We start from the raw sequence: 26,423 nt of genomic DNA on the forward strand, positions 1-26,423 counted from the left end.
TCAGCTCTTCAGCACGCTTTTGATGTGCGCGGCGATGGCGTCGTCCTGGCAGTTCGTGAAGAACAGGTCCTGGAACTTCTCGCCCGAGACGGCGGCCTTCAGCAGCTCCTGGTCGACGGCCTTCAGCGTGGTCAGCATGTCCTTGCAGGAGGCGGCCTTCAGGTCCTTCAGGATGCCGCGGTTCTTGGCCATGATGGCGGCGCGCTCCTTCGGGTAGCCGACGCCACGCTCGTTCTCGAACAGCTTGCGGTAGCAGTCCTGCAGGTTCAGCTCGGCGGCCCAGCCGAAGCCCTTGGCATAGGGCATGGACAGGCAGTTGCCGTCGTTGATCTGGCCGAACAGGAAGGCGTCGGTCGGGTCGATGACCAGGCCGCAGAACACACCGGGCATGGAATTGCAGGCCAGCATGGAGCCCATGCCGGTGCCACAGCCGGTGACGACGAAGTCGGCGGCCTTGGAGTTCAGCAGGATGCCGGCCAGCAGGCCGTTCATGACATAGGTGAGCGAGGCCTTGTCCTCCGGCGTGTACATGCCGTAGTGGTGGACGCTGTGGCCCAGCGGTTCGACGACGGTCTTGAGCGCGCTGTGCACGATCTCGGACTTGGCGGCCTGGCTGTTCTCGATGATGAGGGCGATCTTCATGGCGGGTGGCTTTCGGGGCTGAGCGGAATGGGGCGAAGATGGCGCGGCTCGGACCAGAGGGCCTCAAGCGCGGGCCGTCATGCCAGGCGACAACCCCAAGAAGGGCGGGACTGCATGGTCCCGGCTGAGCGACCTGGCCAACCGTGCACCCAGGAGAGGTGCTGGCGCAGGCGCGATTGTGCCCGTTATCGGAACGGCGTTTCAATAACTTCGCTCAAACCCGAGAGCGATGCGGGGGGAAGCTAATCGCCCTCGCCGCCCAGCGGCTTGAGCTTGCGGCCCTGCGTCGGCAGCGCCTTCAAGTACTTGAACGTGCCAGTCGCGTGGGCGCAGAGCTTGCCGTCCGCGCCGAACACCGAGCCCTCGCAGAAGGCCATCGTCGTGGAGCGGTGCAGCAGCTTGCCCACCGCCCGCAGCTCGCCCTCGCCCGGGCGCATGAAGCTGGTCTTCATCTCGACGGTGACGACGCCCGGGCCGAGGTCCGGCTGGTGGCGGTTCACGCTGCGCGCGGCGTGGGCCATGGCCACGTCCAGCAGCGTCATGACGACGCCACCATGCGCCACGCGCCAGGAGTTCAGGTGCTGATCGGTGACGGTCAGCCGCAGTTCGGCCTCGCCGTCGCCGATGGCGTGCAGGGTGAAGCCCAGTTGCTGGACGAAGGGGATGGAGACGGGGAATTCCATCCGTCGATCATCCCCCGTGCACGGCGCTGACGCCGCCATCCACCGCCAGGATCTGACCGGTGATGTGCTTGCCGGCCTTGGATGCGAACAGCAGTGCCGCGCCCTTCAGGTCCTCGTCGTCGCCCAGCCGGTTCAGCGGCGCGTGCGCGGCCAGCTTCTCCTCGCCGATGCTGGCGAGCAGCCCCTTGGTCATCTTGCTCGGGAAGAAGCCTGGCGCCAGCGCGTTGACGGTGATGCCGTACTGGCCCCACTCGCCGGCCAGCGCGCGCGTGAAGTTGACGGCCGCGCCCTTGCTGGTGTTGTAGGCGATGGTGCGCATCGCGCCCGAGTTGCCCGACAGGCCGGCGATGGACGCGACGTTGATGATGCGGCCCGACCTGCGCGGGATCATGCTGGCCTTGGCCACCGCCTGCGCGAACACGAACAGGCTGCGGATGTTCAGGTCCATGACCTTGTCCCAGGCTTCGATGGGATGCTCTTCGGCTGGCGCGCCCCAGGTGGCGCCGGCGTTGTTGACGAGGATGTCGATGCGGCCCATGCGCTCCATCGTCTCGGTGACGACGCGCTGCGCCTCCTCGGGCTTGGACGCATCGGCGGCGATCCAGCGCGTGTCGATGCCGCGCGCCTGCAGGTGGGCCGCGGCTTCCTCCAGGTCGGCCGCCTTGCGCGAGGTCAGCATGACCTTGGCGCCGGCATCGCCCAGCGCCTCGGCGATCTGCAGCCCCAGGCCGCGCGAGCCGCCGGTGACCAGGGCCACCTGGCCGCTCAGGTCGAAGAGGTCTTGGACTTTGCTCGTCATCTCATGTCTCCGGTTCAGAAGTATTCGGCCTTGATGTCGCGGCACAGCGGCTCGCGGCGTGCGACGACGTCCAGCCAGGCGCCGATCTTGGGCAGCTCGTAGGCGAAGAAGTAGCGCGCCGCGGCACGCTTGCCCTGCGCGAAGTCGCTGGTGCCGTCGACGCTGAGCGCCACGTCCAGCCACAGCCAGGCCAGCACCGTGTGGCCGAAGGCCTGCATGTAGGGCACGGCATTCGCCAGCGCCTCCTCGGGCTCGCCGGTGCTCCACGCCTTCTTGGTGGCGCCACCCACCTGCGCCAGCGCGGCGGCCAGCTGGTTGGCCTGAGGCGCCCAGTCGGTCTGGATGGCGTGCTCGATGGTCTGCTGGATGCGCGCGGCCAGCGCCGCCAGGGACGCCCCGCCCTGCTGCACCACCTTGCGGCCCAGCAGGTCCAGCGCCTGGATGCCGTGCGTGCCCTCGTGGATCATGTTCAGCCGCTGGTCGCGCCAGTACTGTTCGACGGGAAAGTCGCGCGTGTAGCCATAGCCGCCCAGCACCTGGATGGCCAGCGAGTTGGCCTCCAGGCACCACTCGCTGGGCCAGCTCTTGGCGATGGGGATCAGCACGTCCAGCACGGCCTGAGCTTCGGCCGCGTTGTCACCGGTGTGCAACTCATCGACCAGGCGCGCGCAGTACAGCTCCAGCGCCAGGCCGCCTTCGACATAACTCTTCTGCGCCAGCAGCATGCGGCGCACGTCGGCGTGTTCGATGATGGGCCGCTGGGGGCTTGCCGAATCCTTGCCGGCCGCCGTCATCGGCCGCCCCTGCGGGCGTTGCTTGGCGTACTCGAGGCTGGCCTCATAGCCCGCATAACCCAGCATCACCGCGCCAAGCCCGACGCCGATGCGTGCCTCGTTCATCATGTGGAACATGCAACGCAGGCCGTCGCCGACCTTGCCGACGAGATAGCCGACGGCGCCCTGGCCCTTCTCGCCCAGATTCAGAAGGCAGTTGGTCGTGCCGCGGTAGCCGAGCTTGTGGTTCAGGCCGGCCAGCACGATGTCGTTGCGCTCGCCGGTCAGCTCGGCGCGTTCGTTGACCAGCCACTTCGGGCAGATGAACAGGGAGATGCCCTTGGTGCCGGGGATCGGTTTGCCGTCCGGCCCTGGCACCTTGGCCAGCACCAGATGGACGATGTTCTCGGTGATCTCGTGCTCGCCGCCGGAGATCCACATCTTGTGGCCCGTCAGCCGGTAGCGCGGGCCTAGGGCATCGGCCTCGTCCTCCAGCTCGGCGCGCGTCGCCACGTCGGACAACGACGAGCCGGCCTGCGGCTCGGAGAGGCACATCGTGCCGAACCAGCGGCCGGCGAACTCGTTCTTCGCGAAGACCTCGCGCTGCAGCGGCGTGCCATGCGCCATCAGCAGGCTGGCGTTGCCCGACGTCAGCATCGCGTAGCCGCCCATGGCCACGCTGGCCTTGCTGAAGAAGGCGTTGCCCGCCATCTCGATGACGCAGGGCAGCTGCATGCCGCCGAACTCGTAGTCCTGCGCCGCGGCCAGCATGCCGGACTCGGCATACGCGAGCGTCGCGTCGTGCGTGGCCTGCGGCAGGTGCACGCGCTCGCCGTCGAAATGAGGCTCCTGCGTGTCGGCCAGGCGGTTGAACGGCGCGAACTTGTCGCGGGCGATGCGCTCGCAGGTGTCGAGCACGGCGGCGAAGGTCTCCGTCGAGTGCTCGGCGAAGCGCTCGCGCGCGGTCAGGTCGGCGGCCTTCAGCCAGTCGAACAAGAGGAAGTCGAGAGTCTCACGCACGGGTCAATCCTGGGCGAGTCGAACGATGGTGCCTTGCGCCAACGCGCACAGCTTCTCGGCACCGTCCTTGACGGCAAACACCTCGCAGCGGCACACCGCCTGCGTCTTGCTGACGGCATCCGCCGTGGCGCGCGCAACGAGGCGCTCGCCCACCGCGGGACGCACGTAGTTGATCTTGAACTCCGACGTCACGACCGGCACCTGCATCGCCGTGCCGCCGGCAAAGGTCAGCGCGTTGTCGGCCAGGTAGCTGACGAGACCGCCATGGGCAAAGCCGTGTTGCTGCAGATGCTCAGGCTTGAGCGCCAGTTGCAGATCGACCTTGCCGGGCGACAGGTCTGCCAGTTCCGCGCCGAGCAGCACACTGAACGGCTGCTTGGCGAGGATCTCGCGACCCATCGCCAGGAAGACCTCTGGAGTGACGCTCATCAGAGCACTTCGAACACGCCCGCCGCGCCCATGCCGCCGCCGATGCACATCGTCACGCAGACGCGCTTGGCACCACGACGCTTGCCTTCGATGAGGGCATGGCCCGTCAGCCGCTGGCCCGACACGCCATACGGGTGGCCGACGGCGATGGCGCCGCCATTGACGTTGAGCTTGTCCATCGGGATGCCCAGCGTGTCGGCGCAGTACAGCACCTGCACGGCGAAGGCTTCGTTCAGCTCCCACAGGTCGATGTCGGCCACCGTCAGGCCCAGCTTCTTCAGCACCTTGGGCACCGCGAAGACGGGGCCAATGCCCATCTCGTCGGGCTCGCAGCCGGCCACCGCAAAGCCGAGAAAGCGGCCGATGGGCTTCAAGCTGTGCGTGGACGCGTACTGCTCGCTGACCAGCGCACAGGCGCCCGCGCCGTCGCTGAACTGGCTGGCATTGCCGGCACTGATGACGCCGCCCGGCAGCGCCGTGCGCAGGTCCTTGATGCTCTCGAAGGTCGTGCCATCGCGCAGGCCTTCGTCGGCGCTGACGGTGACCTCTTTGCTCATCAGGCCCATGACCTTGTCGGCCACGCCCATCGTCGTCGTCACCGAGATCATTTCGTCGTTGAACAGGCCGGCGGCCTGCGCGGCGCACGCCTTCTGCTGGCTGCCGGCGCCGTAGTGGTCCATGCGCTCGCGCGAGATGTTGTAGCGCTTGGCCACGTTCTCGGCGGTCTGCAGCATGCTCCAGTAGATCTCGGGCTTGATCTTCAGCAGCGCCGGGTCGGTCAGCATGTGCTTGTTCATTTCCTGCTGCACGCAGGAGATGCTTTCCACACCGCCGGCGATGTAGACATCGCCCTCGCCCGCGATGATGCGCTGCGCGGCCATCGCAATGGTCTGCAGCCCGCTGGAGCAGAAGCGGTTGATGGTGACGCCGCTCACCGTGACCGGCAGGCCGGCCTTCAGCGCGATCTGGCGCGCGATGTTGGCGCCGGTGGCCCCCTCGGGGTTGGCGCAACCCATCAGCACGTCTTCGATGGCACCGGCTTCGATGCCCGCGCGCTCGACGGCGGCCTTGACGGCATGGCCACCCAGCGTGGCGCCATGGGTCATGTTGAACGCGCCCTTCCAGCTCTTGGTCAGCGGCGTGCGGGCGGTGGAGACGATCAGTGCGTTGCTCATCTTTTTTCCTAGTCAGTTGGTGCCAGAGCTACTCGCTTCGCTCGATCGGTCTGGCACGCAATCCATCAGATTGATTACGTGAAGCTCTTGCCTTCAGCCACGAGGCGAGCAAGCAAGGGAGCGGGCGTCCAGAACGCACCGTCGTCCATCGGGTTCTTGGCAAAGCGCTTCATCGCCTGCACGACGTTGAAGAGGCCCACGGTGTCGGCGTAGCACATCGGGCCGCCGCGCCAGATCGGGAAGCCGTAGCCGGTGAGATAGACCATGTCCACGTCGGAAGCACGCTGGGCGATGCCTTCTTCCAGCAGGTGCGCGGCCTCGTTGACGAGCGCGAACACCAGGCGATGCACGATCTCCTCGTCGCTGATGTCACGTGTCTTGGCACCGATGGACTCGCGGTGCTTCTTCAGCAACTCGTCGACGACGGGAGACGGGATGGCGTCCCGCTTGCCGGCTTGGTAGTCGTACCAGCCTGCGCCGGTCTTCTGGCCGAAACGACCGAGTTCGCACAGGCGGTCGGAGCTGGCGGAGTACTTCATGCCCGGCTTGTCGACATAACGGCGCTTGCGGATGGCCCAGCCGATGTCGTTGCCGGCCAGGTCGCCCATGCGGAACGGGCCCATCGCGAAGCCGAACTTCTCGACCGCCTTGTCGACCTGTTGCGGCGTGCAGCCTTCATCCAGCAGGAAGCCGGCCTGGCGGCTGTACTGCTCGATCATGCGGTTGCCGATGAAACCGTCGCAGACGCCGGACACCACCGCCGTCTTCTTGATCTTCTTGCCAATGGCCATCACCGTGGCCAGCACGTCCTTGGCCGTCGCCTTGCCGCGCACGACCTCCAGCAGCTTCATCACGTTGGCCGGGCTGAAGAAGTGCATGCCCACCACGTCCTGCGGCCGCTTGGTGAACGACGCGATCTTGTCAACGTCCAGCGTCGAGGTGTTGGACGCCAGGATGGCACCGGGCTTGGCGACCTCGTCCAGCTGCTTGAACACCGCTTCCTTGACACCGATCTCCTCGAACACCGCTTCGATGATGAGGTCGCAATCCTTCAGGTCGGCGTAGTTCAGCGTGGTGCTCAGCAGCGCCATGCGCTGGGCGTACTTGTCTTCCTTGAGCTTGCCCTTCTTGACCTGGGACTCGTAGTTCTTCCTGATCGTCGCGACGCCGCGGTCCAGCGCTTCCTGCTTGGTCTCCAGGATGGTGACCGGCAGGCCCGCGTTCAGGAAGTTCATCGAGATGCCGCCGCCCATCGTGCCGGCGCCGATGACGCCCACCTTGGCGACGGTGCGCAGCGGCGTGTCCTCCGGCACGTCGGCGATCTTGCTGGCCACGCGCTCGGCGAAGAACAAGTGGCGCAGCGCCTTGGATTCGGGCGTCATCATCAGCGCCATGAAGCCCTCGCGCTCGGCACGCATGCCGTCGTCGAACTTCATGTTGACGGCGTTGGCCACGGTCTCCAGGCAGCGCAGCGGTGCCGGGAAGTTCTTGCTCATGCCGCCCACCATGTTGCGGGCGAACTGCAGGTAGGCCTCGGCGTTGGGGTGGCGCGCCTTGAGGTCGCGCACCTTGGGGCAGGGCCGCTTCTCCGACACCTCTTCGGCGAACTTGACGGCCGCGTCCAGCACGTCGGCATCGACGATCTTGTCGAACAGCTTCTGGCCCGGGACCATGGCCAGCATCTGCGCCTCCACCGGCTCGCCGCTGACGATCATGTTCAGCGCGGGCTCCACGCCGAGCGCGCGCGGCAGGCGCTGCGTGCCGCCGGCACCGGGCAGCAGGCCCAGCTTCACTTCCGGCAGCGCGACCTTGGTGCCGCTCTGCGCCACGCGGTAATGGCAGCCCAGCGCCAGCTCCAGGCCGCCGCCCATGCAGACGGTGTGGATGGCCGCGACCACCGGCTTGCTGCAGGCCTCCACCAGCGCGATCAGGCTCAGCAGGTTGGGCTCGGCCAGCGCCTTGGGCGAGCCGAACTCCTTGATGTCCGCACCGCCCGAGAAGGCCTTGCCGGCGCCGGTGATGACCAGGGCCGTGACGGCCGGGTCGGCTTCGGCACGCTCCACGCCGGCCGCAACGGCGGCGCGGGTGGCGAAACCCAGCCCATTGACCGGCGGGTTGTCCAGCGTGATCACGGCGACGGGGCCGCGGACTTCGTAGTGGGCTGTCATGGGCGAGACCTCAATGCGGTGAAGGCGGGTGAAATAGAACGATCGTTCGATTCTAGGCAGCGCCCGCCCGCCGGTCTTGTCCCTGGCGTGACATGCGGGCACGCCACAATGCCGCCCCCATGCCCGACGCTCTATTGAATCTGTTCATTCGCCAGCGCGCCCTGTGGCGCGCGCTGCTTGCGCTGCTGGTCGCTGTCATCCTCTGGCTCGCCCTGTCGCCGGCCCCGCCCAGGACCGTCGACACCGGCTGGGACAAGGCCAACCACGCCATGGCCTTCGCCGCGCTGGGCTTCGTCAGCGTGTGGGCGCTGTGGCCACGGCCGCGCGATTGGGCCTGGCTGGCGCTGGCATTGCTGGCCTTCGGCGGCGCCATCGAGATCGCGCAGAGCTTCCTGCCGCCGCGCGAGGGCGACTGGGCCGACCTGCTCGCGGACGGCGCCGGCATTGCCCTGGGCCTGCTCGTCGCGCTGCCGATCACGGCCATGCTGGCACGCAGCCGCTGAGGGTTCCGAGCAGCGTCCGACGTCGCGGCCCCGGGTGGAAAGCGGACGGGTGCCACCCTAGGGATGCCGTCCTACAGCCAGTGGCCCTGCACTGACATACCGTTGGCAGCAGATTGCGCTACGGTTCCACCCCATGTTGACCGACCTGCTCCGGGCCACTCGCGCCCACACGCTGGCCCTGGCCGCGCCTCTGTCCGATGAGGACGCGCAGCTGCAGTCCATGCCCGATGCCAGCCCCGCGAAATGGCACCTGGCCCACACCACCTGGTTCTTCGAGACGATGGTGCTGACGCCCTATCTGCGCGGCTACTGCGTCTTCGACGAACGCTGGCCGCGGCTCTTCAATTCCTATTACGAGAGCCTGGGCCCACGGCATGCGCGACCGCAGCGCGGCTTGTTGAGCCGGCCGTCGCTGACGGAAGTGAAGGCCTACCGCGCCCATGTCGATGCAGCCCTGGCCGACCTGCTGCCCCATGCGCCCGCCGAATCACGCACGCTGATCGAGCTGGGCTGCCACCACGAGCAGCAGCACCAGGAGCTGCTGCTCACGGACATCCTGCATGCCTTTTCCTGCAACCCGCTGCTGCCGGCCTATGACGCGGCGCCGCCGCCCAAGGCCGCTGCGCCAGAGCAGGCCTGGCTGAAGCACCCGGGCGGCATCGTGAGCATCGGCCACGACGGCAACGGCTTCGCCTTCGACAACGAAGGGCCACGCCACCAGGCGCTGCTCGCGCCCTTCGAGATCAGCAACCGTCTCGTCACCTGCGGCGAGTACGCCGACTTCATCGACGCCGGCGGCTACCGCGAACCGCTGCTGTGGCTGTCCGATGGCTGGGCCGCGGTGCAGGCGCAGGGCTGGCAGCGCCCGGCTTACTGGCTGGAGGACGGCCGCGTCTTCGGCCTGCACGGCGTGCAGCCGCTGGATGCGGATGCGCCCGTCATGCAGCTCAGCTTCTACGAAGCCTGCGCCTATGCCGAATGGGCCGGCGCGCGGCTGCCGACCGAGTTCGAATGGGAGGCGGCATGCGGCTTGCCAGCCTTCGCGCAGGCCGCGGACCAGGCCTGGCAATGGACGCGTTCCAGCTATGCGCCCTACCCCGGCTTCAAGCCGGCCGCCGGCGCGGTCGGTGAGTACAACGGCAAGTTCATGGTCGGCCAGCAGGTGCTGCGCGGCGGCAGCCTGGCGACGCCGCCCGGCCATGCTCGGCCGACTTATCGCAATTTCTTTCCGCCGGCCGCGCGCTGGCAATTCAGCGGAGTGAGGCTCGCACGATGAAACCAGGTATCGAATGGCGCAAGCCCCGCGCTACGGCCGACAACGAGCAGTTCGCCGACGATCTGCATGCCGCGCTCGGCCGCACGCCCAAGGCCATCTCGCCCAAGTACTTCTACGACGAGACGGGTTCCAAGCTGTTCGAGCGCATCTGCGAGCTGCCCGAGTACTACCCGACGCGCACCGAGCTGGCGCTGCTGCAGACGCACGCCGACGACATGGTGGCGCAGATGGGCGGGCAGGTGCAGCTCGTCGAGTACGGCGCCGGCGCGCTGCGCAAGGTGCGCCTGCTGCTGGACGCCATGCCGCGCGACAGCGTGCAGTTCGTGCCGGTGGACATCTCGGGCGCCCATCTGTTGTCGGCGTGCGATGGCCTGGCAGCCGACTACCCCGGCCTGGCCATCCAGCCGCTGGTGGCGGACTTCACACGCCAGCACACGCTGCCGCCTTGCGCGCGCGGCAGCCGGCGTGTCGGCTTCTTCCCCGGCTCCAGCATCGGCAACTTCACGCCGAGCGAGGCCGACGCCTTCCTGCGCTTGGCCGCGGCGGAGCTGACCGGCGGCGGCCTGCTGATCGGCATCGACCTTGTGAAGGACGAGGCCGTGCTGCATGCGGCGTACAACGACGCGGAGGGCGTGACGGCGGCCTTCAACATGAACCTGCTGGAGCGGGCACGCAACGAACTCGGCGCCGAGTTCCCCACGGACGGCTTTCAGCACCTGGCGTTCTACAACCCGGCTTACCGGCGCATCGAGATGCACCTGCGCGCGACGCGGCCGCTGGAACTGCAACTGGGCGGCGAGGTCTACGTCTTCAACGAGGGCGAGACGCTGCACACGGAGCACTCGCACAAGTACACGGTCGAAGGCTTCCAGGCGCTGGCGGCAAGGGCGGGGTTCAAGCCGGGCAAGGTGTGGACGGATGCGAACCGGTGGTTTGCGGTGTTGTGGATGGAGGCCGCGGGCGCCTGAGGCTGGCGCTGCGTACGGGCCGAGCCGTTGGCGATGGCCATGGCGGTACGGGACACCGCGCGAGTACGCCGGCACCGGTTGCGCCTCTCGGGCGGCACCGGCTTGTCCTACCTCACGGCCGGCGAAGCGTCCAAGCCCTGCCTGCTGCTGCTGCACGGCACGCCGAACGCTGCCCGCATGTTCCAGCAGGTGATGCCCGCGCTGGCCCGGGTCGCCCACGTCGTCGCGCCCGACCTGCCGGGGTGTGGTGAGTCCGATGCGCTGCCGGTCGTTTCCTTTGCGCATCTCGGCCAGGCCATCTTCGAGCTGCTGGACAGGCTCGCCATCGGGCCGCGCTTCATCTACCTGCACGACTGGGGCGCCCCGGTCGGTCTGCAGATCGCCATGCAGGCGCCCGAGCAGGTGCTGGGCCTCATCGTGCAGAACGCCAACGCGCACCGGTCAGGCTGGGGGCCGGGCTGGTCCGCGACGCAGGCCTACTGGGCGCACCCGAGCGCGAAGAACGAGGTGGCCGCCACCGCGCATCTGACGTTGGAAGGCACCCGCAACACGTACATCTCGGGCGTCCCCCCCGAGGTGGCCCGACGCATCCCTGCCGAACATTGGGAAGAGGACTGGCGGACCATGAACCGCCCAGGCCACATGCGCACGCAGCGGGCATTGATCGCGGACTACGGCAACTACGCCTCGCGCTTCCACGCGGTGGCGAAGTACCTTGAGCACTGGCAGCCGCCGGCGCTGATGGTCTGGGGGCGGCACGACATCTACTTCGACCTCACGGAGGTGCTGTCCTGGATCCGTGCGCTGCCGCGGATGCAAGCGCATGTGCTGGACGCGGGCCATCTGCTGCTTGAGACCCACGCCGCGGAGGCTGTCGCATTGATGATGCCGTTCATCGAGCGAACCCTTGGGAACCGGCCGCCCGTGTGAGCCGAGCCGGCGTCAGATCGCCAGCCGCTCCCGCACGCCGTCGGCCGCCATGTCCTTGCCCCGCCCGCGCATGACGATCTCGCCGCGTTGCATCAGCAGGTATTGATCCGCCAGCTCTTCGGCGAAGTCGTAGAACTGCTCGACGAGCACGACCGACAAACCCTTGTCGTGGGCCAGATGCTTGATGACGCGGCCGATGTCCTGGATGACGTTGGGCTGGATGCCTTCGGTCGGTTCGTCCAGCAGCAGCACCTTCGGCCCGGGCGCCAGCGCGCGGGCGATGGCGAGCTGCTGCTGCTGGCCGCCGGAGAGGTCGCCGCCGCGGCGGCCGCGCATCTTGTCCAGCACGGGGAACAGCTCGAACAGCTCCTTGGCCAGCGGCGTGCCGGCAGGCTGGCTGGACAGGCCCATCTGCAGGTTCTCCATGACCGTGAGGCGTCCGAAGATCTCGCGGCCTTGCGGCACGTAGCCGAGGCCGGCGCGCACGCGCTGATGGGTGCGCAGCTTGTTGATGTTCTCGCCGGCCAGTGTGATGGCGCCGGACGTGATGGGCACGACGCCCATCAGGCTCTTCAGCAGCGTCGTCTTGCCGACGCCGTTGCGGCCCAGCACGACGGTGATCTCGCCCGGCCTCAGGTCGAAGCTCAGGCCGCGCAGGATGTTGGAGCCGCCGTAGTGCTGGTGCAGTTCGGCGACCCGGAGAATTTCATCGGCCAAGGTACACCTCGATCACTTTCTCGTCGGACTGCACAGTGGCCATCGTCCCTTCGGCCAGCGTCTTGCCCTCATGCAGCACCGTGACCGTGCGGTGCGCGCCGGCCAGCGCCGCGACGAAGTTCATGTCGTGCTCGACGACGACCAGCGAATGCTGCCCTTCCAGGCTCAGGAACAGCTCCGCCGTGCGCTCGGTCTCCTCGTCGGTCATGCCGGCGACGGGCTCGTCCAGCAGCAGCAGCTTGGGGTCCTGCGCCAGCAGCATGCCGATCTCCAGCCACTGCTTCTGGCCGTGGCTCAGCAGGCCGGCGACGCGCTCGCGCTCGTCGGCCAGGTGCACGGTCTTCAACAGTTCGCCGAGGCGGTCGCGCTGTTCCCCACTCAACTTCGCCCGCATCGCGAAACGCGCGCGGCGGTCGCCGGCCAGCGCCAGCTCCAGGTTCTCGGCCACCGTCAGCGCCTCGAACACCGTCGGCTTCTGGAACTTGCGGCCGATGCCGGCGCGCGCGATCTGCTGCTCGTTCATCGTGCGCAGGTCGAGGTTGCTGCCGAAGTAGATGCGGCCGCTGTCGGGCCGGGTCTTGCCGGTGATGCAGTCCATCGTGGTCGTCTTGCCGGCGCCGTTGGGGCCGATGACGCAGCGCAGTTCGCCCACGCCGACCGTGAAGCTCAGGCCACCGAGCGCCTGGAAACCGTCGAAAGCGACCTTGAGGTCTTCGACGTACAGGGCCACACCCTGGTTGAAGACGGGCTCGCCCGAGGTCGCGATGCGGGTCAGCGCGCGGGCGTGGGCTTCTGCGCCCGCTTCGAGGAGTTCCGGAGTCATTTCTTGAACCTCTTCGCCAGGCCCATCAGGCCTTGCGGCAGGAACAGCGTCACCGCGATGAAGAGCGCGCCCAGCACGTAGAGCCAGCCTTCCGGCCACACGGCCGTGAAGACCGACTTGGTGCCGTTGACGAAGAAGGCGCCGATCACCGGCCCGATCAACGTGCCGCGGCCGCCGACCGCCGCCCAGATGGCCATCTCGATGCTGGCGGCCGGGCTCATTTCGCCGGGGTTGATGATGCCGACCTGCGGCACGTACAGCGCGCCGGCCAGCGCGCACATCACCGCGGAGATGACATAGGCGCTGAGCTTGAAGGCCACCGGGTCGTAGCCGAGGAAGCGCACGCGGCCCTCGGCATCGCGGATGGCCTGCAGGATGCGGCCCCAGCGGCTTTGCGTCAGCGCACGGGCGACGAGGTAGCAGGCGATCAATGCCAGGCCGCTGGCCACGCACAGGCCGACCTTCATGCCCGGCGTGTTCAGCGGCATGCCGGCGATGCGCTTGAAGTCGGTGAAGCCGTTGTTGCCGCCGAAGCCCGTCTCGTTGCGGAAGAACAGCAGCATGGCGGCCACCGTGAGCGCCTGCGTGATGATGGAGAAATACACGCCCTGGATGCGCGAGCGGAACGCGAAGTAGCCGAACACCGCGGCCAGCAGGCCGGGTACCGCGAGCGCCAGGATGATCTGGCCGACCAGCGAGTCGCTTAAGCCCCAGTGCCAGGGCAGCTCCTTCCAGTTCAGGAACACCATGAAGTCCGGCAAGTCCGACTGGTACTGCCCTTCGCGGCCGATCTGGCGCATCAGGTACATGCCCATGCCGTAGCCGCCGAGCGCGAAGAACAGCCCGTGGCCCAGCGACAGGATGCCGCCGAAGCCCCAGATCAGGTCCAGCGCCAGCGCGCAGATGGCGAAGCACAGGAACTTGCCGAGCAGGCCCACGTAGAACTCGCTGAGGTGCAGCGCATGGCCGGGCGGGAAGGCCAGGTGCAGCAGCGGCACAAGCAGCAGCGTGATCGCGATGGCGATGGCGATGAGTGCGGTGCGCTTCATTCGACGCTCCGGCCTTTGAGTGCGAACAGGCCTTGCGGCTTCTTCTGGATGACGAGGACGAGCAGCAGCAGCAGCGCGATCTTGGCGAGCACGGCGCCCTGCCAGCCTTCGAGCAACTTGGACAGCACGCCCAGGCCCAGGCCGGCGTAGACGGTGCCGGCCAGTTGGCCGACGCCGCCGAGCACGACCACCATGAAGGCGTCGACGATGTAGCTCTGGCCGAGGTCGGGGCCGACGTTGCCGATCTGGCTCAAGGCACAGCCGGCCAGGCCCGCGATGCCCGAGCCGAGTGCGAAGGCCATGGTGTCGACCTTGGCCGTGTTGACGCCCACGCAGGCGGCCATGCGGCGGTTTTGCGTGACGCCGCGCACCATCAGGCCCAGGCGCGTCCTGGCGAGCAGCAGCGCCATGCCGACCAGCACCAGGGCCGCGAAGCCGAGGATGGCCAGGCGGTTGTAGGGCAGCGTCAGGTTGGGCAGCAGCGCCCAGCCGCCGGACAGCCACGTGGGGTTCTCCACCGCGACGTTCTGCGCCCCGAACAGCGAGCGCACCGCCTGCATCAGCACCAGCGAGATGCCCCAGGTGGCCAGCAGCGTCTCCAGCGGCCGGCCGTAGAGCCAGCGGATGACGGTGCGCTCCATCGCCGCGCCGACGAGGGCGGCGGCCAGGAAGCTGGCCGGCAGCGCGACCCAGAGGTAGTAGTCGAAGGCCCCGGGCGCCCAGGCACGGAAGGCCTGCTGCACACAGTAGGTGGCGTAGGCGCCGACCATCAGCAGCTCGCCGTGCGCCATGTTGATGACGCCCATCAGGCCGTAGGTGATGGCCAGGCCCAACGCGACAAGCAAGAGCACAGAGCCGAGGCTCAGGCCGGAGAACAGCAGTTGCGCGCGCTCGCCCCAGGCGAGGCGGTCGCCGATGGCGTCGATGGCCTTGCGCATCTCGGCCTTGGCTGCATCGTCGGTCTCGCCGCCCATGCGCTCCAGCAGCAGGGCGCGCGTGGCAGGGTCGGCACTGCCGGCCAGTTCGGTCGCGGCTGCGCGACGTTGCGCCGCGTCGGTGGACGAGAGCTTGGCGCCGGCCACCAGCGCACCGAGGTTGGCGCGCAGTTCGGCATCGGTCTCTGCGGCGAGCGCCTTCTCCAGCAGCGGCAGTTTGGACGCATCCGCGTCATCACGCAAAGTGCCCAACGCCTTGGCGCGTGTCGCCCGGTCGGTGGACAGCAAGTCCAGCCCCGCCAGCGCGGAGTCGATCTCGCGTCGCATGCGGTTGTTCAGCATCGGCTCTTCGGTGTCGGCAGGCGCTGTCGCACCTTCGGCGATGACGAGCGCCTGTCCACCTTTGACCCGCACACGGCCGTCCTGCAGCGCGCGCAGGAACGGCCCGAGCGATTCATCACCCGCCGCGAGCGCCTGCTGCAACGCCGCCACGCGGTCGTCGCTGTCGCCTGCGGCGATGCGATTGGCCAGCTCGGGCGGCAATGCCCAAGCCGACCAGCCGCTCAACGCGAGCAGACATCCCAACAAAAGTCGTTTGATCATGAAGATCCAGACGAACACAAATCAACGCCGTGCCATGCACGTGCGCTCCTCCGACAAGCACCGCCCGACCCGGCTAGGCCGGACGGACGGTGTCGCCCCCTCTCGGGGGCGCCGCAGCTTCGCCGCGGCTTACTTCGTCGGTTCGTCCTTCTTGCCCTTGTTCTCGGGGATGTAGGGGCTCCACGGCTGGGCCTTGACCGGGCCGGGCGTCTTCCACACCACGTTGAACTGGCCGTCCGCCTTCACTTCGCCGATGAAGACCGACTTGTGCAGGTGGTGGTTCTTCTCGTCCATCTTGGACGTGATGCCCGACGGCGCCGTGAAGGTCTGGCCGGCCATGGCGGCGATGACCTTGTCGGTGTCGGTGCTGCCGGCCTTCTTGACCGCCTGGGCCCACATGTTGATGCCGATGTAGGTGGCTTCCATCGGGTCGTTGGTCAGCGGCTTGTCCTTGTGACCGGCGATGCCCTTGGCCTTGGCGTAGTCGCTCCACTTCTTGATGAAGGCGTCGTTGGCCGGCGCCTTGATGGACATGAAGTAGTTCCATGCGGCCAGGTGGCCCTGCAGCGGCTTGGTGTCCACGCCGCGCAGCTCTTCCTCACCCACGGAGAAGGCCACGACCGGCACGTCCGTCGCCTTCAGGCCCTGGTTGCCCAGCTCCTTGTAGAAGGGCACGTTGGAGTCGCCGTTGATGGTCGACACGACGGCCGTCTTCTTGCCCTCGGCGGCAAACTTCTTGATCTTGGCGATGATGCTCTGGTAGTCCGCGTGGCCGAAGGGGGTGTAGTCCTCCATGATGTCGGCGTCGGGGATGCCCTTGCTCTTCAGGAAGGCGCGCAGGATCTTGTTGGTCGTGCGCGGATAGACGTAGTCGGTGCCCAGCAGCACGAAGCGCTTGGCGCCGCCGCCGTCCTTGCTCATCAGGTACTCGACGGCGGGGATGGCCTGCTGGTTGGGCGCGGCACCCGTGTAGAACACGTTCTTGCTCAGCTCTTCGCCCTCGTACTGCACCGGGTAGAACAGCAGCGAGTTGGTCTGCTCGAACACCGGCAGCACCGACTTGCGGCTGACCGACGTCCAGCAGCCGAACACGACGGCGACCTTGTCCTGCGAGATGAGCTGCTTGGCCTTCTCGGCGAACAGCGGCCAGTTGGAGGCCGGGTCGACGACGACCGGCTCCAGCTTCTTGCCGAGCAGGCCGCCCTTGGCGTTGATCTCGTCGATGGCCATCAGCACGGTGTCCTTCAACACCGTCTCGGAGATGGCCATGGTGCCGGACAGCGAATGCAGCACGCCGACCTTGATGGTGTCGGCGGCAAAGGCGGCGTGGGGAAGCAGGGCGGCGGCGGTGGCCAGGGCAAGTGCGGAACGGCGAAGCATCGGGAGTCCTCCGGGTTGGATGTGAGGGGGTCGTACAGCCGAAGCCAGGAGCGCAAGCCTCGTGCCAGCTCCGTGCACTTCGTCACATCCCTGCGCGGCCGCCGCCGGCCGCACGTTTCTGGATCACCCTGAGCCCGTAAAGGTGCGCGTCGCACCTTTGGTGTACCGCAACATTCCGCTGGCGCACAAAAACGAGCCAGCCACGCCCCGCTTTGTGGCCTCAGCGGGCCGGCAGGATGACGCCGTCGCAGGCGCCGAAGCCGATGCGGCGGTATCCGGGTTTCTCCGCAAAGGCGCGCAGGCCGAGCTGGTCGCCGTCCTGCATGAAGGTGCGCTGCTCGCCGTTCGGCAGCGTGAGAGGCTGCTTCCCGCCACCGGTCAATTCCAGCAGCGAGCCGGCTTCCTCCGGCTCGGGGCCGCTGAGGGTGCCGGTGCCCAGCAGGTCGCCGGGCTGCAGGTTGCAGCCGTTGCTGGCGTGGTGGGTCAGCATCTGCGCGAGCGACCAGTAGGCGTGGCGCAGGTTGGAGCGCGACAGGCGGGTCGGCTCGGCCATGCCCGGCGTCTTGAACCAGATCTCCAGCTCGATGTCGTAGGCAGCGCCCGCACGGTGGGCCGGCGAGTCCAGATAGGGCAGCGGCTGCGGGTCGCCCACGGGCCGCATGAACGGGATGCGGAAGGGCTCCAACGCCTCCATCGTGACGATCCACGGCGAGATGGTCGTGCCGAAATTTTTCGCGAGGAAGGGGCCTAGCGGCTGGTACTCCCAGGGCTGGATGTCCCGGGCCGACCAGTCGTTGAGCAGCGTCAGGCCGAAGGCGTGCTCGTCGGCCTCGTCGATGCCGAAGGGCTCGCCCAGCGCATTGCCGGGGCCGACGAACAGGCCCAGCTCCAGTTCGCAGTCGATGCGCGCACTGGGCTTGAAGACCGGCATGTCGGCGTCCGGCGGCTTGACCTGGCCCTTGGGGCGGCGCAGCGGCGTGCCGCTGACCACGATGGAGCTGCTGCGGCCGTGGTAGCCGATGGGCACCCATTGGTAGTTGGGCAATAACGGGTTGTCCGGGCGGAACAGCTTGCCGATGGCGCGGGCGTGGTGGATGCCGGTGTAGAAGTCGGTGTAGTCGCCGATGCGGCAGGGCACGGTGTATTCCGCGGCGGCCTGCGGCACGAGTTCCAGCTCGGGCGCACCGACCTTCAGCGTGTCGAAGAGACGGTGGCGCAGTGCCCGCCGCTCGCTGCTGGAGCGGGCCATCAGCGCATTCAGGTCGGTGATGCCCCAGCCGGTCAGGTCCAGGATCTGGTCGCCAATGCCCACGCCGATACGGAAAGGCTCCAGCGTGCCGGCACGGCGGAAGGAACAGAACGGCAGGTTCTGCAGCGGGAAATCGGTGGCCGGGTCGTTGGCCGAGGCAACCCAGGAGCAGGCCGCGGCGTCGTGGGTGTGGTCGATCATGCTCATGCTTTGAATTCGTCCTTCAGGCCTTGCCAGCAGCTGGCATAGGTCGTCTCCAGCGGTGCGCCCTTGAGCGCCCAGCTCGTGGGCTTCAACGGCCAACGCGTCTCGAACATGAAGGCCAGCGTCTGGTCCAGCTTGTGCGGCGTCAGCTCCGCGCCGCTGGCCTTGTCAAAGGCCTCGGTGTCGGGGCCGTGCGGCACGTGGCTGTTGTGCAGGCTGGCGCCACCGGGCTTGAAGCCCTCGGGCTTGGCGTCGTACTGGCCCAGCACCAGGCCCATGAACTCGCTCATCACGTTGCGGTGGTACCAGGGCGGGCGGAAGGTGTCCTCGGCCACCATCCAGCGCGGCGGGAAGATGACGAAGTCGACGTTAGCCCAGCCGGGCGTGTCGCTCGGGCTGGTCAGCACCGTGAAGATGCTGGGGTCGGGGTGGTCGAAGCTGACGGTGTTGATCGTCATGAAGCGCGCCGTGTCGTAGCGGTAGGGCGCGAGGTTGCCATGCCAGGCGACGACGTTGAAAGGGCTGTGGGCCTGCGTGGCGCGCCAGAGCTTGCCGCCATAGCGCTTGACGATCTCGTAGGCGCCCTCCTCCGTTTCAAACCACGCCACGGGCGCCTCGAAGTCCCGCGGGTTGGCCAGGCCGTTGGAGCCGATGGGGCCCAGCTCGGGCAGGCGCAAGGCCGCGCCATGGTTCTCGCAGACGTAGCCGCGGGCGGGCACGTCCAGCGGGTCGACCTTGAACGCCAGGCCGCGCGGCAGCAGCGCGATGGAGCCAGGCGCGACTTCGAGGCGGCCCAGCTCGGTCGTGACGAGCAGGCGGCCCTGTTGCGGCACCAGCAGCATCTCGGCGTCGGCATTGACGAGCGCGCGCCGGCCCATGGATCGGTGCGCGACATAGGCCAGCGCGGCCATGCCCTGGATGCCCACCTCGCCGTTGACGGCGTAGCTGCGCAGCCCGTCGACGAAATCGCCATCGCCCTGCAGCGGCGTCGGCCCCCAGCGCAGCGGGTCGGGCGAAGCGCAGTCGCCTTCGGCGGCGCCGCTCTTCCAATGCGCATGCGCCAGCGGTGCGTAGCCACCGACGACGACCGATGGCCGGCGGCGGTACATCCAGGTGCGCTGGTTGTCGGCGCGCGGCGCGGTGAAGGCGCTGCCGGACAGCAGCTCGGCGTACAGCCCATGCGGCGCGCGCTGCGGGCTGTTTCGGCCGATGGGCAGCGCGCCGGGCACGGCCTCGCAGCTGTGTTGGTTGCCGAAGCCGGTCAGGTAGTGGAGGTCAGTCATGGTGTTCGTGGGCCAACGCGAAGGCTTGCGTGAGCACTTCGCGGTCGCCGATGTGGTTGCACAAGATGAGCGTCAGCCGCGTGAGCCAGTCGGCCGCCGCCTCGTCGCTCAGGCCGGCCTGGGCGGCGATCAGCTCGGCGTAGAAGGCGTCCGCCCCTTCAGATGGGTTCGGCCCGAAATTTGGGGTCAGGTTCAATTTACTCATTGGGTCTCCCATGGGCACGCAGCAGCGCCGCACTCACCGCATCGGCATCGAAGCGGTGCCAGCGCGCGGCGACGACGCCGTCGGGGCGCAACAAGACCACGCTGCCCGGCCTCGCGCCGTAGCGCGTCGCGGCCAGGCCTTCGCCCGGCAGCGTGATGACCGGCAGGCGCTCGACGTTCACCGGCCAGCCGAAGGCCAGCAACGCGAAGCCGCCGCGCAAGCGCTCGCTGAGCCAGCCGCCGCCGTCGAGCGGCGCATCGGGCGCCGGGCAGCCCGGGCCGGGGCCGCCGGCCCACGGGTCCGCGTCGGGCGTGCTGAGCGGTGAGTCGACATGCGCGCTCGGCAGCGACAACCGCCCGCTGTTGACCAGCGGCTTGGCGAATTCGGTGCGGGCCGCGAGGTCCAGCGCCGCGCGGCGAAAGCGCCGGCTCAGCGCGCTCTTAGGGCTGATGAAATCGGTGGCACGTGTCGAGTGGCCGATGTTGTCGTCGGCGGCCTCGATGCGCTCGAACTCGTAGGCGTCCAGCAGCGCGTCGCTCCCCTCCCCGCGCAGCACCGCGGCCAGCTTCCAGCCGAGGTTGTCGGCATCCTGCACGCCGCTGTTGGCGCCCCGCGCGCCGAAGGGCGAGACCTGGTGGGCCGCGTCGCCCGCGAGCAGCACGCGCCCGACGCGAAAGCGCTCGGCGCGGCGGCAGCAGAACTGGTAGATGGACGACCACACCAGCTCGAAGCCGTCGCTGTCCAGCATGGCGGCGACGCGCGCCTGGATGCGCGCCACGTCGCGCTCGGCCTCGATATCGGCATCGCGCCCCAACTGGAAGTCGATGCGCCACAAGCCGTCGGCCTGCGCATGCAGCAGCACCGACTGGCCGCGGTGAAAGGGCGGGTCGAACCAGAACCAGCGCTCCGGCCGGGCCGGGTCCAGCCCGCGCGGCCGCACGCCGGGCGCGAGGCGCACGTCGGCGATGAGGAAGCGGTCCTCGAAAACCTGGCCCTGGAAACTCAGGCCCAGCAGGCTGCGCGTCGGGCTGCGCGCGCCGTCGCAACCCACGACCCAGTCGGCGCGCATGTCGAACAAGCCATCCGGCGTGCGCACGGTCAGCGTCACGCCGTCGCCGTCCTGCTCCAGCCCGATCAGCTCGTGCCGGCCGCGCAGTTCGATGCGCCCGTCCAGTTGCGCGGCGCGCACCAGGCGCGCCTCGACCTGGTCCTGCTGCAGGTTCACCATCGCCGGCATCTTGTGATGGGCCTCGGGCAGCAGGTCGAAGGCGTAGGCCTCGCGCTCGCCGTGGAACACGCGGCCGCGCTGCCAGCGCACGCCCTCGCGCGCGATGGCCTCGCCGACGCCGAGACGGTCGAACACCTCCAGCGTCTTCTTGGCCCAGCAGACCGCACGCGAGCCCTCGCCGATGCGGTCGCTGTCATCGATGACGACGACCGGCACGTCGCGCCTGGCCAGGTCCAGCGCCAGCGTCAGCCCGACCGGGCCGGCGCCGACGATGACGACGGGCCGGCGCTGCGGCTGGCCGGAGCGCTGTTCCAGCGTCTGGTGGTAGGGGTAGCGCGGCAGGTCCACGGGATCACGCTCCCTCGAGGGCCTTCCACATCTCCACGTCGCGCTCGGCGGTCCAGATGCGCGGGTGCGCGGTGCCGCCGGCTTCGTCATACGCACGCGTCACGTCGAACGGCATGCAGTGGTCGAAGATCACCCAGTGCCCGTACTTCGGACGCAGCGCGGCGATGGTGCGCTGGTAGACCGATTTCAATTCCTCACCGGCCTGCACGCCCGCCCGCACGGCCGCATACAACTCGCTGACGAAGGCGCGGGTGCCGCCCAGGCCCGCGGCGACCTGCTCCGCGCCCTTCAGCGCCGGTCCGCGGCCGGGCACCAGCGCCTGGGCGCCCAGCGCCGCGATGGCGTCCAGCGTCGCCGGCCAGTCGGTGAAGTGGGCGTCACCGCAGTACGGCGTCGCGTCAAACTCGACCAGGTCGCCGCTGAACAGCACGCGCTCCTCGGGCAGCCAGGCCACCGTGTCGCCCGCCGTGTGCCCGCGGCCGGGCGAGAACATCTCGACCTTCACGCCGCCCAGGTCCAGCGTCAGGCGGCCGCTGAAGGTCAGCATCGGCCAGGTCAGCCCCGGCGGCACCGATTCGACGTTGCGGAACAGGCGCGGGAAGCGGCCGATCTCGCTGGCCTTGTCCTGTTCGCCGCGCTCCTGGATGAGCGCCAGCGTCGCCTCGCTGGCAATGACCTGCTCCAGGCCCTCGGCCTTGAACGCGGAGGCGCCCAGCACGCGCACCGCGTGGTAATGGCTGAGCAGCACGTACTTGATCGGCGCGGCCGTCACCTCGCGGATGCGGCGGATCACATCGGCCGCCATGACCGGCGTGGCCTGCGTGTCGACCACCATGACCGCGTCACGGCCGATGACGATGCCGGTGTTCGGGTCGCCCTCGGCGGTGTACGCCCAGGCGTGCTCGGACAGGCGCTCGAACGTGACCTTCTTTTCCTCGAGGTCGGCTTGGGAGGCAAAGGCTTTCTGGGTCGTCATGCGGGTCTCCAACGGCAAGTCTGAAATTTAGCCTAATCCAAATGAATTCACCAATATAGAATTTTCTGCATGAAAGACGCCAAGGCCCCGCGCGGCATCCAGAGCATCGAAGTCGGTGGACAACTGCTGCTGGCGCTGGCCCACCACGGCCGGCCGATGGCCTTGAAGGACCTTGCGCGCGAAGCGGGCATGACGCCGGCCAAGGCGCATCCCTATCTGGTGAGCTTCATCAAGCTCGGCTTGGTCGAGCAGGCGGACGGCGCCGGCCCTTACGGCCTGGGGCCATTGGCGCTGCAATTGGGGCTGATCAGCCTGCAGCAGTACGACCCGGTGCGGCTGGCCACGCCTGTCATCGAGGACCTGGCGCTGCGGCTGGGGCATACGGTGGCAATCGCGGTCTGGGGCACGCGTGGCCCGACCATCGTGCGCGTGGCGGAGGGGCCGGCACCGGTGCACATCAGCATGCGGCACGGCACGGTGATGAGCCTGGCAGGGACGGCGTCCGGCCGCTTGTTTGCCACTTGGCGGTCCGACGATGCGGCCTTGTTGGCCGAACCCCTTCCCGACGCCCGCGCCACGGCAGCGGTGCGCGAAGCTGGCCTCGCGACCTCGCGGGACGGCGTCGTCGCGGGCGTCAGTGCCGCCGCGGCACCGGTGTTCGATGCCGCCGGCCGGCTGGTGCTGGCGCTGACGGCCATCGGCCCGAGCGCCAGCTTCGACACGGCGCCGGACGGCACGTTGGCGCTGGCGTTGAGGGAGGCGGCCCAAGTGTTGTCGCAGCGGCTAGGCCATCAACGGCCGGATTGATGGGTGGCCCGCAAGGCCGCAGCAAGGATTCTTTCGGCAACCTATCGCAAACTATTTTTGCAATTCAGGCGGCTGGAATATTTGCAAATATCGAATTCAGCGAAATTGTCCAGCCATCACCAAGCACGCCCATCCGCTTGGTCTTCAAACGCTAAGTAATATTTCTCTTGCGTCAAGTATTGTGAATTTATTTTGCCAGTTGGCAAAACGCAGCGTACGGCGTCGGTACGCCGAGGTCACGGCGCTCATAAAGTCGTTGTAAATCAACACCCTAACCTCCAAACCGCACCCTCGCCGGCGACGCCTTTTTGCCCAAATACGGGTATTCCCCAGGAATCGCGTTTTTCTACGGCCCCGGAAAATTTGAACACCAGCCTGCGCTCGATCCGGCGCTCTCGCGGCTGACCTTCTTGGCAACCACCCCCCATTGCCGACCTTTCCTGGAGCAGTAATGCATAAGCAAACCAAAATCGCCGCCGCGGTCGTCTTGACCGTTGGCGGTTTCAGCGCTTGGGCGCAGCAGGCGCCGGCCAACCCGGAGCCGCAGCAGATCGAGCGCGTGACGGTGACCGGCTCGGCGATCAAGCGCCTGGACGCCGAAACGGCCGTGCCGATCACGGTGTTCCGGATGAAGGACATCAAGCAGCAAGGCCTGACGACGGTCGAACAGATCCTCAGCACGCTGACGGCCAGCCAGACCAGCCTGGGCACCAGCCAAGCCGTGGGCGCGTCCACCGGCGGCGCCTCGTTTGCCGACCTGCGCGGCGTCGGCGCCAACAAGACGCTCGTCCTCCTGAACGGGCGGCGCATCGCGAACAACGCGTTCGACGGCTCCGCGCCCGACCTGAACATGATCCCGATGGCCGCCATCGACCGCATCGAGGTGCTGCGGGACGGTGCCTCCGCGCTGTACGGCACGGATGCCATCGGCGGCGTCATCAACTTCATCACCCGCAAGGACTACCAGGGCGGCACGGTGTCGGTGGGGGCCGAAATTCCCCAACACGCAGGCGGCAAGTCGCAGAACGCCAACGCCGGCTTCGGCTTCGGCGACCTGGAGACCCAGGGCTTCAACGTCTTCGGCTTCGTCGACTTCCAGAAGCAGGACCGCATCACCGGCTCGCAGCGGCCGTTCAATACCCGCTACGCGGGCGGCATCTCCGGCTCGCCCTCGCCGGCCAACTACTACCAAGACCCGAACGTTTGGTACAACCCCGCCGCCCCCGCCTGCACGAACGGCACCTTCATCGTTCCAGGCGGCGACGGCACCTCCTGCTCGATGACGACGTCCAACTTCGTGGACTACATCCCGAAGACCGAGCGCGCGTCCGGCATGATCAAGGGCGACGTGAAGCTGGGAAGCGACCACACGCTGGGCGCGGAGTACTTCATCACGCGCAGCAACGTGAAGACGCTGATCGCGCCGGTGCCGTTCGGCTTCCTGCCGATGAACCGCCTGCGCCCCGATGGCACGCCCAACCCCTACTTCCCGACCAACCCCGCGCTGAGCCCGACCTTCAACGGCATGGCGGCCGATCAGTCTGACGGGCTGGCCGGCACGACCGTCAGCGAAGGCGGCGCCCTGGTGCAGCCGGGCTACGTGATTGCCCGCTGGCGCGACATGCCCAATGGCCAGCGTGGCGACAGCAACACCAACACGCAGCAGCGCTTCACGCTGTCGCTGGAAGGCACCGTCGCCGGCTGGGACTACGCCGTGGGCGTGAGCCACAACCAGAACAAGGTCGACGAGAAGCTGACCAGCGGCTACGCCAACGGCCCGATGATCTATGAAGGCGTGCTGACCGGTGTGATCAATCCCTTCGGCGCACAGAGCGCCCAGGGCCAGGCGCTGCTCGACCAGGCCGGCGCGAGCGGCCTGATCATGTACGCCAAGGGCACGACGACCAACATCGACGCGCGCGCCAGCCGCGAGATCGGCGACTGGTTCGGCGCGGGCCGTCAGTCGGCCGTCGCCATCGGCACCGAGTTCCGCAAGGAGAAGTTCACCCAGCAGGCCAACCCGGGCTACGCAGCGGTCGTCATCGACTCGACCGGCATCGATCCCGCCACCTACAGCGCAGGCTCGCGCAAGGTCTCCGCGGCGTACGCCGAGTTGAACGTGCCGCTGTTGGCGTCGCTCGACATCACTGCGGCGGTGCGCTACGACAAGTACAACGACTTCGGCAACACCACCAATCCGAAGATCGGCTTCCGCTTCCAACCGAGCAAGCAGGTGCTGGTGCGTGGCTCCTATTCGACGGGCTTCCGCGCACCGTCGCTGTATGAGCTGAATGCAGCCCAGACCTACACCAATTCCGGCAACGTGGCCGACCCGCTGCTGTGCCCGGGTGGAGACGGTACCGGTCCCAATTCGGTGTGCAACAACCAGTTCATGGTGCTCAATGGCGGCAATCTGAAGCTCGAACCTGAGAAGAGCAAGAACGCGACGCTGGGCCTCATGGTTCAACCCACGACCGACCTGAGCGTCGGCCTGGACTTCTGGTGGCTGCGCCTGAAGAACCAGATCGGCGTCGTCGGTGACGACTCGCTGTTCGACGCCGCCAACTACGCGCTGTTCAGCCAGTACTTCCACCGCAACGGCAGCAACCAGCTGTCCAGCAACGGCAACCAGTGCCCGGGCGCCAACTGCGGCTACGTGGACGTGCGCCAGCAGAACCTCGGCGGCACCAACACCAACGGCGTGGACATCACGGCCAACTACCGCCTGCCCTCGGCTGTCGGCACGTTCACTTTCGGCCTGAACAGCACCTACGTCACCAAGTACGAGTACCAGGACTTCCGCGACGGCCCGTGGAACCAGAACGTCGGCGTCTACTCCGGCGCAGGCCCGGTGTTCCGCTGGCAGCACACGCTGACCGGCGTCTGGGCCAAGGATGCCTTCACGGCGGGTGCGACGCTGCACTACAAGTCAGGCTACATCGATTCCGACCCGACCAACCACGTCAGCAACTACGCGACGATGGACCTGTTCGGCTCGTGGCGGCCGATGAAGGGCGCCACGCTGACGCTGGGCGTTCACAACCTGACCGACCGCGATCCGCCGCTGAGCTACCAGACGCAAGTCTTCCAGGCCGGCTACGACCCACGCTACACGAGCCCGATCGGCCGCGCCTACTACGTGCGCGCGTCCTACGATTTCTGATCGACCGTCTCGCCAAAGCCAAGGGGCCCTTTGCGGGGCCCCTTTTTTGTGCGCGGCGCATCATCGCGCCGCATGAAATAACCCGCC

23 protein-coding genes are annotated in these 26,423 nt (G+C 67.9%); 6 read left to right on the plus strand and 17 right to left on the minus strand.

Annotation, left to right across the window (positions count from 1 at the left end):
* From ASD35_RS23050 to ASD35_RS23080, 7 genes are all read right to left on the minus strand, one after another.
* Positions 1-642: an RpiB/LacA/LacB family sugar-phosphate isomerase gene (locus ASD35_RS23050; RefSeq protein WP_056877247.1), complete on the minus strand. Its 642-nt coding sequence runs from the start codon at positions 640-642 to the stop codon at positions 1-3.
* A gap of 242 nt (positions 643-884) precedes the next feature.
* Positions 885-1,325: a PaaI family thioesterase gene (locus ASD35_RS23055; protein WP_056877248.1), complete on the minus strand. Its 441-nt coding sequence runs from the start codon at positions 1,323-1,325 to the stop codon at positions 885-887.
* A gap of 7 nt (positions 1,326-1,332) precedes the next feature.
* Complete coding sequence (locus ASD35_RS23060; RefSeq protein WP_056877249.1) at positions 1,333-2,124, minus strand: SDR family oxidoreductase; 792 nt, start codon at positions 2,122-2,124, stop codon at positions 1,333-1,335.
* Between the two features lie 14 nt (positions 2,125-2,138).
* Positions 2,139-3,917, minus strand: a complete 1,779-nt coding sequence (locus tag ASD35_RS23065; RefSeq protein ID WP_056877250.1) for an acyl-CoA dehydrogenase — start codon at positions 3,915-3,917, stop codon at positions 2,139-2,141.
* Between the two features lie 3 nt (positions 3,918-3,920).
* Entirely contained in the window at positions 3,921-4,346 is a 426-nt protein-coding gene (locus tag ASD35_RS23070) for a PaaI family thioesterase (RefSeq protein WP_056877251.1), read from the minus strand.
* The gene (locus ASD35_RS23075) at positions 4,346-5,521 is read right to left on the minus strand and encodes an acetyl-CoA C-acyltransferase (protein WP_056877252.1); all 1,176 of its coding nucleotides are present in this window, start codon (positions 5,519-5,521) and stop codon (positions 4,346-4,348) included. The genes ASD35_RS23070 and ASD35_RS23075 overlap by 1 nt, the downstream gene beginning before the upstream one ends.
* Before the next feature lie 74 nt (positions 5,522-5,595).
* Positions 5,596-7,689 carry a 3-hydroxyacyl-CoA dehydrogenase NAD-binding domain-containing protein gene (locus ASD35_RS23080; protein ID WP_056877253.1) on the minus strand — a complete coding sequence of 698 codons (2,094 nt, stop codon included), beginning with the start codon at positions 7,687-7,689 and terminating at the stop codon, positions 5,596-5,598.
* A gap of 119 nt (positions 7,690-7,808) precedes the next feature.
* Between ASD35_RS23080 and ASD35_RS23085 the strand changes: the two genes are divergently transcribed.
* The 4 genes from ASD35_RS23085 to ASD35_RS23100 all read left to right on the plus strand — a co-directional run bounded on the left by ASD35_RS23085 (position 7,809) and on the right by ASD35_RS23100 (position 11,366).
* Positions 7,809-8,192 (plus strand): VanZ family protein, encoded by a 384-nt coding sequence (locus ASD35_RS23085; RefSeq protein ID WP_162254511.1) that lies wholly within the window; start codon positions 7,809-7,811, stop codon positions 8,190-8,192.
* Positions 8,193-8,325: 133 nt separating this feature from the next.
* A complete protein-coding gene (egtB, locus tag ASD35_RS23090) occupies positions 8,326-9,468 on the plus strand; it encodes an ergothioneine biosynthesis protein EgtB (RefSeq protein ID WP_056877255.1) in 1,143 nt (380 codons plus the stop codon).
* A complete protein-coding gene (egtD, locus tag ASD35_RS23095; RefSeq protein ID WP_082580373.1) occupies positions 9,465-10,436 on the plus strand; it encodes an L-histidine N(alpha)-methyltransferase in 972 nt (323 codons plus the stop codon). Before egtB ends, egtD begins: the two co-directional genes overlap by 4 nt.
* 39 nt (positions 10,437-10,475) lie before the next feature.
* Positions 10,476-11,366: an alpha/beta fold hydrolase gene (locus ASD35_RS23100; protein WP_056877496.1), complete on the plus strand. Its 891-nt coding sequence runs from the start codon at positions 10,476-10,478 to the stop codon at positions 11,364-11,366.
* A 12-nt stretch (positions 11,367-11,378) separates the two neighbouring features.
* Here ASD35_RS23100 and urtE read toward each other — a convergent pair whose 3' ends face one another.
* The 10 genes from urtE to ASD35_RS23150 all read right to left on the minus strand — a co-directional run bounded on the left by urtE (position 11,379) and on the right by ASD35_RS23150 (position 22,366).
* The gene (gene urtE / locus ASD35_RS23105) at positions 11,379-12,071 is read right to left on the minus strand and encodes an urea ABC transporter ATP-binding subunit UrtE (protein ID WP_056877497.1); all 693 of its coding nucleotides are present in this window, start codon (positions 12,069-12,071) and stop codon (positions 11,379-11,381) included.
* Between the two features lies 1 nt (position 12,072).
* The gene (gene urtD, locus ASD35_RS23110; protein WP_056877256.1) at positions 12,073-12,906 is read right to left on the minus strand and encodes an urea ABC transporter ATP-binding protein UrtD; all 834 of its coding nucleotides are present in this window, start codon (positions 12,904-12,906) and stop codon (positions 12,073-12,075) included.
* Entirely contained in the window at positions 12,903-13,955 is a 1,053-nt protein-coding gene (urtC, locus tag ASD35_RS23115) for an urea ABC transporter permease subunit UrtC (protein WP_056877257.1), read from the minus strand. The genes urtD and urtC overlap by 4 nt, the downstream gene beginning before the upstream one ends.
* Positions 13,952-15,493 carry an urea ABC transporter permease subunit UrtB gene (gene urtB, locus ASD35_RS23120; RefSeq protein WP_056877498.1) on the minus strand — a complete coding sequence of 514 codons (1,542 nt, stop codon included), beginning with the start codon at positions 15,491-15,493 and terminating at the stop codon, positions 13,952-13,954. Before urtB ends, urtC begins: the two co-directional genes overlap by 4 nt.
* 129 nt (positions 15,494-15,622) lie before the next feature.
* A complete protein-coding gene (urtA, locus tag ASD35_RS23125) occupies positions 15,623-16,873 on the minus strand; it encodes an urea ABC transporter substrate-binding protein (protein WP_056877258.1) in 1,251 nt (416 codons plus the stop codon).
* Between the two features lie 220 nt (positions 16,874-17,093).
* The gene (gene fahA, locus ASD35_RS23130; RefSeq protein WP_056877259.1) at positions 17,094-18,329 is read right to left on the minus strand and encodes a fumarylacetoacetase; all 1,236 of its coding nucleotides are present in this window, start codon (positions 18,327-18,329) and stop codon (positions 17,094-17,096) included.
* The gene (gene hmgA, locus ASD35_RS23135; RefSeq protein ID WP_056877260.1) at positions 18,326-19,609 is read right to left on the minus strand and encodes a homogentisate 1,2-dioxygenase; all 1,284 of its coding nucleotides are present in this window, start codon (positions 19,607-19,609) and stop codon (positions 18,326-18,328) included. The genes fahA and hmgA overlap by 4 nt, the downstream gene beginning before the upstream one ends.
* Positions 19,602-19,814: a DUF2783 domain-containing protein gene (locus tag ASD35_RS23140; RefSeq protein ID WP_056877261.1), complete on the minus strand. Its 213-nt coding sequence runs from the start codon at positions 19,812-19,814 to the stop codon at positions 19,602-19,604. The genes hmgA and ASD35_RS23140 overlap by 8 nt, the downstream gene beginning before the upstream one ends.
* Entirely contained in the window at positions 19,807-21,390 is a 1,584-nt protein-coding gene (locus ASD35_RS23145; RefSeq protein WP_056877262.1) for an FAD-dependent oxidoreductase, read from the minus strand. The genes ASD35_RS23140 and ASD35_RS23145 overlap by 8 nt, the downstream gene beginning before the upstream one ends.
* A gap of 4 nt (positions 21,391-21,394) precedes the next feature.
* Positions 21,395-22,366, minus strand: a complete 972-nt coding sequence (locus tag ASD35_RS23150; protein WP_056877263.1) for an MBL fold metallo-hydrolase — start codon at positions 22,364-22,366, stop codon at positions 21,395-21,397.
* A 69-nt stretch (positions 22,367-22,435) separates the two neighbouring features.
* Here ASD35_RS23150 and ASD35_RS23155 point away from each other — a divergent pair, with 69 nt between their 5' ends.
* On the plus strand, positions 22,436-23,173 hold the full coding sequence (locus ASD35_RS23155) for an IclR family transcriptional regulator (RefSeq protein WP_056877264.1): 738 nt from the start codon (positions 22,436-22,438) through the stop codon (positions 23,171-23,173).
* 451 nt (positions 23,174-23,624) lie between these two features.
* On the plus strand, positions 23,625-26,336 hold the full coding sequence (locus ASD35_RS23160) for a TonB-dependent receptor (protein ID WP_056877265.1): 2,712 nt from the start codon (positions 23,625-23,627) through the stop codon (positions 26,334-26,336).
* The last annotated feature ends 87 nt before the right edge of the window (positions 26,337-26,423 follow it).

Origin of the sequence: Pelomonas sp. Root1444 (genome assembly GCF_001426885.1) — a bacterium.
Lineage (GTDB): Bacteria > Pseudomonadota > Gammaproteobacteria > Burkholderiales > Burkholderiaceae_C > Pelomonas.

What these genes read in the sequence shown, in the direction of transcription:
- ASD35_RS23050 (WP_056877247.1), bottom strand. Translation starts at nt 642, where the DNA reads ATGAAGATCGCCCTCATCATCGAGAACAGCCAGGCCGCCAAGTCCGAG.
- ASD35_RS23055 (WP_056877248.1), bottom strand. Translation starts at nt 1,325, where the DNA reads ATGGAATTCCCCGTCTCCATCCCCTTCGTCCAGCAACTGGGCTTCACC.
- ASD35_RS23060 (WP_056877249.1), bottom strand. Translation starts at nt 2,124, where the DNA reads ATGACGAGCAAAGTCCAAGACCTCTTCGACCTGAGCGGCCAGGTGGCC.
- ASD35_RS23070 (WP_056877251.1), bottom strand. Translation starts at nt 4,346, where the DNA reads ATGAGCGTCACTCCAGAGGTCTTCCTGGCGATGGGTCGCGAGATCCTC.
- ASD35_RS23075 (WP_056877252.1), bottom strand. Translation starts at nt 5,521, where the DNA reads ATGAGCAACGCACTGATCGTCTCCACCGCCCGCACGCCGCTGACCAAG.
- ASD35_RS23080 (WP_056877253.1), bottom strand. Translation starts at nt 7,689, where the DNA reads ATGACAGCCCACTACGAAGTCCGCGGCCCCGTCGCCGTGATCACGCTG.
- ASD35_RS23085 (WP_162254511.1), top strand. Translation starts at nt 7,809, where the DNA reads ATGCCCGACGCTCTATTGAATCTGTTCATTCGCCAGCGCGCCCTGTGG.
- egtB (WP_056877255.1), top strand. Translation starts at nt 8,326, where the DNA reads ATGTTGACCGACCTGCTCCGGGCCACTCGCGCCCACACGCTGGCCCTG.
- egtD (WP_082580373.1), top strand. Translation starts at nt 9,465, where the DNA reads ATGAAACCAGGTATCGAATGGCGCAAGCCCCGCGCTACGGCCGACAAC.
- ASD35_RS23100 (WP_056877496.1), top strand. Translation starts at nt 10,476, where the DNA reads ATGGCGGTACGGGACACCGCGCGAGTACGCCGGCACCGGTTGCGCCTC.
- urtD (WP_056877256.1), bottom strand. Translation starts at nt 12,906, where the DNA reads ATGACTCCGGAACTCCTCGAAGCGGGCGCAGAAGCCCACGCCCGCGCG.
- urtC (WP_056877257.1), bottom strand. Translation starts at nt 13,955, where the DNA reads ATGAAGCGCACCGCACTCATCGCCATCGCCATCGCGATCACGCTGCTG.
- urtB (WP_056877498.1), bottom strand. Translation starts at nt 15,493, where the DNA reads ATGATCAAACGACTTTTGTTGGGATGTCTGCTCGCGTTGAGCGGCTGG.
- urtA (WP_056877258.1), bottom strand. Translation starts at nt 16,873, where the DNA reads ATGCTTCGCCGTTCCGCACTTGCCCTGGCCACCGCCGCCGCCCTGCTT.
- fahA (WP_056877259.1), bottom strand. Translation starts at nt 18,329, where the DNA reads ATGAGCATGATCGACCACACCCACGACGCCGCGGCCTGCTCCTGGGTT.
- hmgA (WP_056877260.1), bottom strand. Translation starts at nt 19,609, where the DNA reads ATGACTGACCTCCACTACCTGACCGGCTTCGGCAACCAACACAGCTGC.
- ASD35_RS23140 (WP_056877261.1), bottom strand. Translation starts at nt 19,814, where the DNA reads ATGAGTAAATTGAACCTGACCCCAAATTTCGGGCCGAACCCATCTGAA.
- ASD35_RS23150 (WP_056877263.1), bottom strand. Translation starts at nt 22,366, where the DNA reads ATGACGACCCAGAAAGCCTTTGCCTCCCAAGCCGACCTCGAGGAAAAG.
- ASD35_RS23155 (WP_056877264.1), top strand. Translation starts at nt 22,436, where the DNA reads ATGAAAGACGCCAAGGCCCCGCGCGGCATCCAGAGCATCGAAGTCGGT.
- ASD35_RS23160 (WP_056877265.1), top strand. Translation starts at nt 23,625, where the DNA reads ATGCATAAGCAAACCAAAATCGCCGCCGCGGTCGTCTTGACCGTTGGC.